Genomic DNA, 12,158 nt, shown 5'->3' with positions numbered 1-12,158 from the left:
GTCGCACCGCTCTCTCCCCGTCATTGCGAGCGCAGCGAAGCAACCCATCTGTCAGAGCACGCGGAAGCATGGATTGCTTCGCCGCTATGCTTCTCGCAATGACGATGTAGCAGGCATCGCGCGCACCAATTACGACGCCCGCGCGGTTACGATCCAAACCGACGCCGGCAGCAAGACGGCATCGTCCTTCGCAAACGGCATCAGCGCCTCGCGAATGGAAGCGGCGACGGCTGCGCGAGCGTCTTCCGGTTGCCCTTCCAGCGCACGGCTCACCGGGCCGATTTCGAGCGCGCCCTGCACCGCCCCATCGAGACCGCGCCCGATCGCAGCGTCCAGCAACAGTGGACAAGCTTCCATCTCGACTCCGGCAAAGCCAGCCTCGTCGAGAATGCGGCGCACCCGCGCCTCCGAGGCAAACGCAAACGGCCCAGGGTCTTCCGGCCCAAGCTGCGGCAGTTTTGGCACGTGCTTGTAGGCGGCCTGCAGCGGCGCCATGAAGAACGGATTCTCGCGCGGCTCGCGCCAGCAGGCAAAGGCCATGCGCCCCGAAGGCTTCAGCGCCTTCCGCATATTGGCAAACGACAGCGCGGGATCGGCAAAGAACATCACGCCAAACCGCGAGGCCAGCACATCGAAGCTTTTAGGCTCGAACGGATAGACGGTGGCGTCGGCAAGAACGAAATCGATCGGCAGATCCTTCGGCGCAGCATGTCGCGCCCGCTCCAGCATCGGGCCGGACACATCGATGCCGAGCACATGGCCCGACGGCGCGACCTTTCGTGCAAACGCAATCGCCGTGGCGCCGCTGCCGCAACCGGCATCGATGACGCGCTCGCCGGGCGCTAGCCTGGCCCGGTCGACGACAAGGTCGGCCACCGGCTTGAGCAACACGTCCTGCGCCGCCTGACGATCGGCCCAGCGCTGGCCGGCAGGACCGTTCCAGTAGGCAACCTGGTCGGCGTTTGCATTATGAGAGTGAGGTGCATTCATGTGCCTGGAACTTTCGCAGCCGGCTCAGCGGATAAATTCACCCGACGCCAGCCAGCGTGATGGCGATCATGGACGTCGGAGCCGCCAGTATTTCACCACCACACGTCAACAGCAAACGCTTGGGCTGTCCTGCGGTCGCCCTTTTACGCGAATGCAAACAGGCTGGCCAACGTGAACAGAGCTGGCAAGTTCGGCGAAAGAAAGCCTGTCAACCTGCGAACCTCTCGCTTCATGAGAGGAGCGAAAGCGAGGCTGTGTCTACAGCCATGCTCAACAAAGCGGGGCCGGAGTGCCTAGGAGCCCGACCCCATAACCTCAGCAGCCTGATGGCAGGCTGTTCGGTTACGTCGAGAGACTACGAGGAAGGCAGTGCAGGCAAATTGATCCTGCGCAAGAAACGATGGATCGTTACTGCGCATCAGGCAGCTACTTGAGCGTTGCGATATAGGCGGCGATATCGGCCGCCTCGGTGCGCGTCAACTGCATGTTCGGCATCTTTGGGTGAGGCTCGAGGAGGAAAAATGCGACCTTGGATGCGTCGAAGTCAGGTCGCTTCGCGATGGCAGAGAATGGCGGCGCCTCGGTCGAGCTTCTTTGTCCGGGCTCCACCAGATGACAGCCGGCGCACCAGCGCTTCACGACTGCTTCTCCGTGGCTCGGATCGGCTGCAAGTGCCGAACTGGCCACGCAGGTGAGCAGCATGGCGAACGCGCGCAAGCAGCCCTGCTTCATCGGCGATTCCATCGGTGTCTGCGCGCCTGAGCGATCCTGGCCCTCGGCGCACAACTTGGCCACCCTGCCGCGAAGGCTGGTAGGCGGCGAGAGATTCGAACTCCCGACCCTCTCGGTGTAAACGAGATGCTCTAACCAGCTGAGCTAGCCGCCCGTAGGCCGCCTGTTTAGCCCCGCGGCCCCCCTTGGTGCAAGCTGGGATATCGCCGCGCCCGGTTGCGCTAATCGCCCGGCCGTCCCGGCAACTCCTTGACATCGTTGATCCAGGGCGCCGCGGACTTGCACCAGATTTGCCGCGCCGGTTTGAGTTCGCCGCGCTGGCGTATACTGCCCCAGCGGATGCCCCAATCGTCTGGGCCACCACCCTCGCCGCTGGTGAACAGCGGCGAACCGCACGTGTCGCAAAAATGCTGAAAGCGCGTGCTGCCGTTATCGCCGGTCTTGGCATAGACTTTCGGCGCTTTCCCGGTCATCCGGATCTGATCACCGGAACAGATCACCGTCACCCGGTACGGCGATCCCGTCAGGTTCTGGCAATCGGTGCAGTGACAGATCGAGACTTTCGCCGGGTCAATATCGGCTCGATAGGTCACCCGCCCGCAATGGCATTGCCCGTCGATTTCCATGCATCATCAACTCCGTCCGCGGGGCCGAAGTTCAATCCGAGCTTCCGTCTGCACCGAACAAAAACGGCGCCCGAAGGCGCCGTTCTGTCAGTTTCAAGTTCGACGATCAGTGGTGACTGATCGGGCTCAGTGGGCCGTCAGGCCACCGGCCGCTTCGTCCGCGGCATCCTGCTTGACCGGCACCTTGGTGTCTTCTTCCCAGACGATCGGGACTGGAGCGCGGACCAGCGCCTTGCCAACGACGTCATCGAGCCGAGCAACCGGGACGATCTCCATGCCGCCCTTGATCGCATCGGAAATCTCCGTGAGATCCTTGGCGTTGTCCTCGGGGATCAGCACCGTCTTGATGCCGCCGCGGGCGGCAGCCAACAGCTTCTCCTTCAGACCGCCGATCGGCAGCACGCGGCCACGCAGCGTGATTTCGCCGGTCATCGCCACATCGTGCCGGACCGGAATGCCGGTCATGACCGAGATGATCGCGGTGGCCATCGCGACACCCGCCGACGGTCCGTCCTTCGGGGTTGCGCCCTCCGGCACGTGGACGTGGATGTCGCGCTTGTCAAACAGCGGCGGCTCGACGCCGTAGTTGATCGCCCGCGAGCGGACGTAGGACGCCGCCGCCGAGATCGACTCCTTCATCACGTCGCGCAAATTGCCCGTGACCGTCATCTTGCCCTTGCCGGGCATCATGACACCTTCGATGGTCAGCAGCTCGCCGCCGACATCGGTCCAGGCCAGGCCGGTGACGATACCGATTTGCGGCTCGCTCTCGATCTCGCCGAAACGGTATTTCGGCACGCCGAGGAAGTCCTCGAGAGTCTTCTCGGTGACCTTGACCGACTTCTTCTTGGAGATCATCAGCTCCTTCACCGCCTTGCGGGCGAGTGTGGAGAGCTCACGCTCCAAGTTGCGCACGCCCGCTTCGCGGGTGTAGCGGCGGATCATCAACAGCAGCGCATCGTCGTCGATCGACCATTCCTTGGAATCGAGGCCATGCTTGGAGATGGCGTTCGGGATCAGGTGCTTGCGCGCGATCTCGACCTTCTCGTTCTCGGTATAGCCGGCGATCCGGATGATCTCCATGCGGTCCATCAGCGGGCCGGGAATATTGAGCGTATTCGCGGTCGTGATGAACATGACGTTCGACAAGTCGTAATCGACCTCCAGGTAGTGGTCGTTGAAGGTCGAGTTCTGCTCGGGGTCGAGAACCTCGAGCAGCGCCGACGACGGATCGCCGCGGAAATCGGCGCCCATCTTGTCGATCTCGTCGAGCAGGAACAGCGGATTCGAGGTCTTGGCCTTGCGCATCGACTGGATGATCTTGCCGGGCATCGAGCCGATATAGGTGCGGCGGTGACCGCGGATTTCCGCTTCATCCCGCACGCCGCCGAGCGACACGCGCACGAACTCACGGCCGGTCGCCTTCGCGATCGACTTGCCGAGCGAGGTCTTGCCGACGCCGGGAGGCCCGACCAGGCACAGGATCGGTCCGGTCAGCTTGTTGGCGCGCGACTGCACGGCGAGATACTCGACGATGCGGTCCTTGACCTTTTCGAGCCCGTAGTGGTCGGAGTCCAGCACGGCCTGGGCCTGCTCGAGGTCTTTCTTGACCTTGGACTTCTTGTTCCACGGAATCGACAGCAGCCAGTCGAGATAGTTGCGCACGACGGTCGCTTCCGCGGACATCGGCGACATCTGGCGCAGCTTCTTGAGTTCGTGCTGCGCCTTCTCCCGCGCTTCCTTGGAAAGCTTGGTCTTGGCAATCTTCTCTTCCAGATCGGCCAGCTCGTCGCGGCCTTCGTCGTCGCCGAGCTCCTTCTGGATCGCCTTCATCTGCTCGTTCAGGTAATACTCGCGCTGGGTCTTCTCCATCTGGCGCTTGACGCGCGAGCGGATGCGCTTCTCGACCTGCAGCACCGAGATCTCGCTCTCCATCAGGCCCAGCACCTTCTCCAGGCGCTGCGTGACGGACAACGTCTCCAGGATGCCCTGACGATCGGCGATCTTGACGGCGAGATGCTGGGCCACCTGATCGCTCAGCTTGGCGAAGTCAGTGATCGCCTGAACCACGCCGACGACTTCGGCGGAGATCTTCTTGTTCAGCTTCACGTAGCTTTCGAAGTCGGACACGACCGAGCGCGCCAGGGCCTCGGCTTCAACCGAGTTGGCGTCGGTATCGGCGAGCGCGATCGCGGTCGCCTCGTAATATTCGGTGCGGTCGGAATATTTCTGCACGCGCGCGCGCTCGAGCCCTTCGACCAGCACCTTCACGGTGCCGTCGGGAAGCTTCAGGAGCTGCAGCACGCTGGCGAGCGTACCGACCTCGTAGATCGACTCCGGGCTCGGATCGTCGTCGGACGCGTTCTTCTGCGTCGCCAGCAGGATCAGCGCGTCGTTCTTCATCACCTCTTCGAGGGCGCGGATCGACTTCTCGCGGCCGACGAACAGCGGCACGATCATGTGCGGAAATACGACGATGTCACGGAGCGGCAGCACCGGATAAGAGTGGCTTTCGCCGAGAATGATGGTTGGCCGGGTTTTTGGGGTCGTCATGGCCTATTCCTTCTGTTTTGCCCCCTTGCACGCAGTCCGCAAGCTTGCGCAACCGCCACAAGGTGCTGGGAGTTCCGGGCCGGTCGACCGCCTTGGCTGCCGCCTCTCACCGGATGATTTTGCGACGAATCTCGAACGTGATTTCCGCCACCATGGGCATAAGGTGGCTATCGGGTATGGGGGTGTCAAGTCACGGAAAAATGCCCATTATTTCGGGCTAACACGCGGAAAACGCTACGCAACAGCGGCCGCCGGAATATCCGGCAGCCGGTTATCTGGGGGTAATCCAAGCGAGCTCTGGCGAGCGCGATCAGGCGCTGGCGCTGCTCTCGACGGCCCGGTCCGAACGGTCCGCATAGATGTAGAGCGGACGGGCGGTTCCCTCGACCACCTCGCGCGAGATCACGACCTCTTCGACGCCTTCCAGGCCCGGCAGATCGAACATGGTCTCCAGTAGGATGCTTTCGAGGATCGAACGCAGTCCGCGCGCGCCGGTCTTGCGCTCGATCGCCTTGCGGGCAACCGCGCCAAGCGCCTCGTCGGCGAAGGTGAGCTCGATGTTCTCCATTTCGAACAGCCGCTGGTATTGTTTCACCAGCGCATTCTTCGGATCGGTCAGGATCTTCTTCAGAGAGGTCTCGTCGAGATCCTCCAGCGTCGCGACAACAGGCAAGCGGCCGACGAATTCGGGGATCAGGCCGTACTTCAGCAAGTCTTCCGGCTCGACGTGGCGGAAGATTTCACCGGTGCGACGGTCTTCCGGCGCCAGAACCTGGGCGGCGAAACCGATCGAGGTCGAACGTCCGCGCGCGGAAATGATCTTCTCGAGGCCTGAGAAGGCGCCGCCGCAGATGAACAGGATGTTGGTGGTATCGACCTGCAAGAACTCCTGCTGCGGGTGCTTGCGGCCGCCCTGCGGCGGAACGGAGGCGACCGTGCCTTCCATGATCTTCAGAAGCGCCTGCTGCACGCCCTCACCCGAGACGTCGCGGGTGATTGACGGGTTGTCGGACTTGCGGCTGATCTTGTCGATTTCGTCGATATAGACGATGCCACGCTGCGCGCGCTCGACATTGTAGTCGGCCGACTGCAGCAGCTTCAGGATGATGTTCTCGACGTCTTCGCCGACATAGCCGGCTTCGGTCAGCGTCGTCGCATCCGCCATCGTGAACGGCACATCGAGAATGCGCGCCAGCGTCTGCGCCAGCAGCGTCTTGCCCGAACCGGTCGGACCGATCAGCAGGATGTTCGACTTCGCGAGTTCGACGTCGTTGTGCTTGGTCTGGTGATTGAGGCGCTTGTAGTGGTTGTGGACGGCAACCGAGAGCACCTTCTTGGCATGGCTCTGGCCGATCACGTAGTCGTCCAGCACCTTGCAGATTTCCTTCGGCGTCGGGATGCCGTCGCGCGACTTCACCAGCGAAGACTTGTTCTCCTCGCGGATGATGTCCATGCAGAGTTCGACGCATTCGTCGCAGATGAATACGGTGGGACCCGCGATGAGTTTGCGGACTTCGTGCTGGCTCTTTCCACAGAACGAGCAATACAGCGTGTTCTTGGAGTCGCTCGTGCCAACCTTACTCATTCCTGTCTCCGTCCGCCGTTCGATCCGTTACCCGATCGACCCATTCCGGCACTGCACCGGCCTGAAGGTAGATAGAGCAAATTCCGTACCAGAAAAGACCCTAACTCAATTACACACCGTGCGAATCACGGCTGCTCGAATCCCCCGCGATCTTAATCCAACCCACACAGCCAACCATGCTGACACCCGACTATCAAGAATTCGCTAATCGGGGCCGGATTGGCTACCCGTGACAATACCGTGATTTGCGGCTTTCGCACGGGGAGAAGTTGACGAAATCGACCGAGCGTTGCGCTTGTGCCACGCCGCAAGACCGGCACGAAAGCGGAACTTTCGGCCTATGCGGGGGCATAGGCGCGGCTTTCGGCCAGATTTGCCGATTCAACCAGCCGTTAAGGTCAACACGGAGTGTCGCTATCCGTTACCTTACGGGACTTTCACCGGCGTCACTTCTTCGGGGCGTTTGTCGATCACCTTGTCGACGATCCCGAAGTCGCGGGCCATGTCGGCGGTCAGGAATTTGTCGCGCTCGAGCGCGTCCTCGATCGCCTTGTAGGTCTGGCCGGTGTGCCTCACGTAGATTTCGTTGAGGCGCTTCTTGAGATTCAGGATCTCCTGCGCGTGCAGCATGATGTCGGTGGCCTGGCCCTGGAAGCCGCCAGACGGCTGATGCACCATGATGCGCGAATTCGGCAGCGAGAAGCGCATGTCCTTTTCGCCGGCCGCGAGCAGCAGCGAGCCCATCGAGGCCGCCTGCCCGGTGCACAGCGTCGACACCGGCGGACGGATGAATTGCATGGTGTCGTAGATCGCAAGACCCGATGTCACCACGCCGCCCGGCGAGTTGATGTACATCGAGATTTCCTTCTTGGGATTTTCCGCCTCGAGGAACAGAAGCTGCGCGACTGTTAGGGTCGACATGCCGTCCTCGACCGGGCCGGTCACGAAGATGATGCGCTCCTTCAGAAGGCGCGAGAAGATGTCGTAGGCGCGTTCGCCGCGGTTGGTCTGCTCGACCACCATCGGAACGAGGTTCATGTAGGTTTCAACGGGATCGCGCATTAGTTACCCCAAAGGTTCGTAGACGGTTAGGTACGGAACAGACGGCGGCGAACATCCATCGACAAGGCAGGCATGATTGCCGCGCGCGGACGAACGTCCCGTGATGCAAGACTTCAACTCAGAACTCGCGTATGCGAGCCGCTCACAGATATGAGCCAATTTCCCGACGACAAGGCCGGGAGAATTGCAGGCCGAATGAGAGAAGTTCAAACTGATTCGCAACCGATCTCATAGCGGCGGGTGCCGTCACCGCGCCGCTATCGCCGTTCATCATTAACGTCAGACTGACCAAATTGATCAGGCTGCGCTCTTCTCGTCGGCCTCGTCGTCCTTGAACAGGTCCTCGCGCGAAACCTTCTTCTCGGTCACGTTGGCGAGTTCGAGGATGAAATCGACCACCTTGTCTTCATAAATCGGCGCACGAAGCTGGGCCAGCGCATTGGCATTGTTGCGATAGTAGTCCCAGACTTCCTTCTCGCGGCCGGGCATCGAACGCGCCCGCTCGATCACCGCGCGACCGACTTCGTCATCGGTCACCGTAATCTTGTTCTTTTCGCCGATCTCCGAGAGCACGAGACCGAGCCGGACACGGCGGTCGGCGATCTTCTTGTACTCTTCCTTCGCGGCTTCCTCGGTGGTGTTCTCGTCGGCAAAGGTCTTGCCGGAGGATTCCATCTCCGCCTTGATCGAGTTCCACATCAGATTGAACTCTTCCTCGATCAGCGACGGCGGTGCCTCGAATTTGTGGCTGTCGTCGAGACGGTCGAGCAACGCGCGCTTGACGCGCTGGCGCGTGGCGCCGGCGCATTCGGCAACCAGCCGCTCGCGCGCGGCCTCCTTCAGCTTGTCGAGCGATTCCAGGCCGAGCGTTTTTGCGAACTCGTCGTTGATCTCAGTCTCGCCTGGGGCTTCGATCAGGGTTGCCGTGGTCTCGAACTCGGCCGGCTGGCCGGCCAGTTTCTCGCTGGCGTAGTTCTTCGGGAACGACACCTTCAACGTGCGGGTTTCCCCCGCGCCGATGCCGACGAGTTGTTCCTCAAAACCCGGAATGAATTGGCCTGCGCCGATCACCACCGGAATGCCCTCGCCGGTGCCGCCGTCGAACGGGGTGCCGCCGATGGTCCCCTTGAAGCTGATGGTGACGCGGTCGCCGGTCTCAGCCTTGGCGCCCTCGGCCTTCGCCGCATAGGGACGGTTCTGCTCGGCGATGCGCTTGATCGCCTCGTCGACCTCGGCGTCGGTCACGTCCACCACCGGTTTCTCCACCGAGAAGGTCTTGAAATCGGCGAGCTGGATCGTCGGCACCACCTCGATCGCGACCGTGTAGGTCAGATCGCTCTTGCCGGCGAGCAGCTCCTCGACCTCTTTCTGCTCGGTCGGCAACGTGATCTTGGGCTCGGTCGCGAGGCGGAAACCGCGGTCGGTGAAGATCTGCGTGTTGGTGTCACGGATGGTCTGGTCGATGGTCTCGGCCATCACCGAGCGGCCATACACCTTCTTCAGATGGCTGACCGGCACCTTGCCGGGACGGAAGCCGTTGAGCTTCACCTTGTCCTTGAGGTCGACCAGCTTGGCATCCGCCTTGGCATCGAGATCCGATGCGGGAACGCTGACCTTGAACTCGTGCTTCAATCCCTCGGCGAGGGTTTCGGTGACCTGCATGGTGTCAATCTTCTTCCGCTTGCGCCGGACCAAAATAGCCCCGGCAGTGTCTAATTATGTTCGACGCGCAAGCCTTGCAGCCCCTGCGCCGGTGGTTCGGCTGACCTTGGCCTCCCCATAGGGAAAGCAGGCCTTCCAGTATTCGTCATGCAAACGCTTGGATAGAGCGCTTGGTGCGGGCGGAGGGACTCGAACCCCCACAACTTTCGTCACTGGAACCTAAATCCAGCGCGTCTACCAGTTCCGCCACGCCCGCGTGAAAAGCATCCATACCCGGCCGCGATGCCGCGGGCGGCGGGCTTATAACATGAGCCTACACCTCCGCAGCAAAAAAATGGCCTTTTTTGACAGCACCGGGGCAAGGCGTCACAGCTAGCATGGATACATCAGAAATGGTCCGCATCGGTCCGATGGCAAGCCCCAAATTTCCGCTGAACAGGCGCGAGCTGATGACCGGGCTGGGCGCCGCAGCGCTGGCCCCGATATGGCCGGTTTCCGGCACAGCCCAAGGGCGTCCCCCGCTGACGTTACAGGCCACACCGGAGACCCTCGCACTCCGGCCGGGCGGCGCGGCCGCGCCGGTCTGGTCGCTGCAAGGACCCGACCTCATCTTCAAGCGTGGCGAGACGGCCCAAATCGCCTTTGCCAATGAGCTGCCGGTGCCGGTCGTCCTCAACTGGCGGGGCATAGATGGCATTCCGGCTGACGCCCCGCTCACGGCCCGCTCAGCCCTCGCAAGCGGCGGCAAGGCCACCTTGCAGCTTCCCCTGCGCCACGCCGGGACCTTCCTCTGCGACTCCGGGCTGCTTGGCGACCTGCAGGCACTACCAACGCGGGCACGGCCGCTGATCGTTCGCGAAACCGAGCCGGTCGCTGTCGGCCGCGACGAGGTCCTCCTGATCGAGGACTGGCAGGCAAGGCCCGATGGAACAGCGATGCCCCCGGGCATCGATCCGAAGGACACCGTGTCCCTCCATACGATTAACGGCCGGACTTCGTTCGAACTCTCAGGGCAGACCAACGAACGGATCAGGCTCCGCATCATCAGCGGCTGCCAACGCTCTGTTATCGCTGTCAAACTGGAAGGGCTCGACGTCCGGGTCATGGCCATCGACAGCCAGCCATCGGAGCCGTTCCTGGCCCGCAATGGAGCGCTGGTGCTGGCGCCGGGCGGGCGGGTCGACGCCTTCATCGATTTGACCGCTCCGGCGGGCACGACCAATGCGATCCTGCTGCATGATGGCAAGGAAGCCCGCCCGATCGGCAAGCTTATCGTCTCAAGCGAACCACCGGTCCGCGCGGCCCCGCTGCCACCCGCCCCGCCGCTACCCTCCAACGGCCTGCCCGAGCGGCTCGACCTCAAGGGGGCAACCCGGATCGATGTTGTGCTGGGCGGACCTTCCGCTGATTGGGTGACGCCGGCCAATTTTGTCTTGAGTGCCCCGCCCGCCTTCCGCGCCAGGAAAGGCCGCACTGTGGTGCTGGCGCTCACCAACCGCGCCGCGGTCGCCACCGTTTTCCACCTCCACGGCCATCACTTCCGCCTGCTCGATCGGCTCGACGACGGCTGGAAGCCGTTCTGGCTGGATACGCTGGCGATCGAGCCCGGCCAGACCCAACGCATCGCCTTCGCCGCCGAACATGCCGGCCGCTGGCTGGTCGAATCCGTCGCGGCCGACTGGGCCGCACCGCGGCTGGTGCGATGGTACGCAGTCGAATGAGGAGCAAATCATGAGCAAAACGATTCCCGCCATCCGCAGCGTCAAACCGCGAGCGCTCGTCGTGCCGCTCGCGCGCCCCGTGAAGAACGCCTTTGGCGTGATCGATGTCGGACCGCTGGTCCTGATCGATGTCGAGACCGATCAGGGCGTCACTGGCCACTCCTACATTTTCGCCTACAGCAAGCTGACACTGAAGCCGCTGGTTCACCTGATCGAGGAGATCGGGCGCGAGTTGGTTGGCAAGCCAGTGGCGCCCTTCGACTTGATGAAGACGATGGACGCAAAATTCCGCCTGCTCGGCTGGCAGGGCCTCGTCGGCATGGCGGTGTCCGGCCTCGACATGGCCTATTGGGACGCGCTCGGCCAGTTGGCCGGCAAGCCGGTGGTTGAACTGCTCGGCGGTTCGCCAAAACCGATTCCGGCCTATGACAGCTATGGCGTGGTCGATCCCGTCGCCGACGAGCGCGCGCTGCGCCGCTCGCTGGAGCAGGGGTTTCGCGGCATCAAGATCAAGGGCGGCGACGGCGATGCCGCCAATGACGAGCGCGTGGTCAAGGGCGTGCGCACCCTCATCGGCCCCGACATCGCGCTGATGATCGACTTCAACCAGTCGCTCGATCCCGCAGAAGCGACGCGCCGCATCGAACGCCTCGCGCCCTACGATCTGCGCTGGATCGAGGAGCCGGTGCCGCAAGAAAACTTGTCAGGGCACGCACAGGTCCGCGAGAACTCACCAACACCGATTCAGGCGGGCGAGAACTGGTGGTTCCCGCGCGGCTTTGCCGAAGCGATAGCGCTAGGTGCCAGCGACTTCATCATGCCCGATCTGATGAAGTGCGGCGGCGTCACCGGCTGGCTGCAGGTCGCCGCCCAAGCCGAAGCCGCCAACATCCCGATGTCGAGCCATCTCTTCGCCGAAGCCAGCGCCCACATGCTTGCGGTGACGCCGACCGCGCACTGGCTCGAATTTTTGGACTTTGCCAGCGTCATCCTCGCCCATCCCGCCGAGATCGTCGACGGTACGGTCACCGCGCGCGGACCGGGGCTCGGGTTGGAATGGAATGAGACGGCGGTCGCGAAGTATCAGGTGTAAAGGCACGTGTCCCGGACGCGGTGCAGCCTAGGCGATCCGAAGCATCGTCCGGAAGCGCTGCTCCGCAGAGCCGGGACCCACCAATGCACGGCGGCCTGTGGACCCCGGATCAGCAGCGCATCACGCCGCGAAGA

The 12,158-nt window shown here is 62.6% G+C and carries 9 protein-coding genes and 2 tRNA genes; 2 read left to right on the top strand and 9 right to left on the bottom strand.

Annotation, left to right across the window (positions count from 1 at the left end):
• Positions 1-129: 129 nt before the first annotated feature.
• The 9 genes from LMTR13_RS18690 to LMTR13_RS18650 all read right to left on the bottom strand — a co-directional run bounded on the left by LMTR13_RS18690 (position 130) and on the right by LMTR13_RS18650 (position 9,466).
• A complete protein-coding gene (locus tag LMTR13_RS18690) occupies positions 130-990 on the bottom strand; it encodes a class I SAM-dependent methyltransferase (protein WP_065729107.1) in 861 nt (286 codons plus the stop codon).
• Between the two features lie 426 nt (positions 991-1,416).
• Complete coding sequence (locus LMTR13_RS18685; protein ID WP_065729106.1) at positions 1,417-1,734, bottom strand: c-type cytochrome; 318 nt, start codon at positions 1,732-1,734, stop codon at positions 1,417-1,419.
• A 65-nt stretch (positions 1,735-1,799) separates the two neighbouring features.
• A tRNA-Val gene (locus LMTR13_RS18680) sits at positions 1,800-1,876 on the bottom strand.
• Positions 1,877-1,943: 67 nt separating this feature from the next.
• Positions 1,944-2,348: a GFA family protein gene (locus LMTR13_RS18675; protein ID WP_065729105.1), complete on the bottom strand. Its 405-nt coding sequence runs from the start codon at positions 2,346-2,348 to the stop codon at positions 1,944-1,946.
• 126 nt (positions 2,349-2,474) lie between these two features.
• Entirely contained in the window at positions 2,475-4,901 is a 2,427-nt protein-coding gene (gene lon / locus LMTR13_RS18670; RefSeq protein ID WP_065729104.1) for an endopeptidase La, read from the bottom strand.
• A 310-nt stretch (positions 4,902-5,211) separates the two neighbouring features.
• The gene (gene clpX, locus LMTR13_RS18665; protein ID WP_028345767.1) at positions 5,212-6,486 is read right to left on the bottom strand and encodes an ATP-dependent Clp protease ATP-binding subunit ClpX; all 1,275 of its coding nucleotides are present in this window, start codon (positions 6,484-6,486) and stop codon (positions 5,212-5,214) included.
• A gap of 426 nt (positions 6,487-6,912) precedes the next feature.
• Positions 6,913-7,548: an ATP-dependent Clp protease proteolytic subunit gene (locus tag LMTR13_RS18660; RefSeq protein ID WP_065729103.1), complete on the bottom strand. Its 636-nt coding sequence runs from the start codon at positions 7,546-7,548 to the stop codon at positions 6,913-6,915.
• 297 nt (positions 7,549-7,845) lie between these two features.
• Complete coding sequence (gene tig / locus LMTR13_RS18655) at positions 7,846-9,210, bottom strand: trigger factor (RefSeq protein WP_065732798.1); 1,365 nt, start codon at positions 9,208-9,210, stop codon at positions 7,846-7,848.
• Between the two features lie 171 nt (positions 9,211-9,381).
• Positions 9,382-9,466, bottom strand: a tRNA-Leu gene (locus LMTR13_RS18650).
• A 121-nt stretch (positions 9,467-9,587) separates the two neighbouring features.
• Between LMTR13_RS18650 and LMTR13_RS18645 the strand changes: the two genes are divergently transcribed.
• Positions 9,588-10,931, top strand: a complete 1,344-nt coding sequence (locus LMTR13_RS18645) for a multicopper oxidase family protein (RefSeq protein WP_236843431.1) — start codon at positions 9,588-9,590, stop codon at positions 10,929-10,931.
• Positions 10,932-10,941: 10 nt separating this feature from the next.
• Complete coding sequence (locus tag LMTR13_RS18640) at positions 10,942-12,024, top strand: enolase C-terminal domain-like protein (protein WP_065729102.1); 1,083 nt, start codon at positions 10,942-10,944, stop codon at positions 12,022-12,024.
• Positions 12,025-12,158 lie beyond the last annotated feature (134 nt).

Source organism: Bradyrhizobium icense, assembly GCF_001693385.1.
Taxonomy (GTDB): Bacteria; Pseudomonadota; Alphaproteobacteria; order Rhizobiales; family Xanthobacteraceae; genus Bradyrhizobium; species Bradyrhizobium icense.
This window is presented reverse-complemented; position numbering and strand designations above follow the sequence as displayed.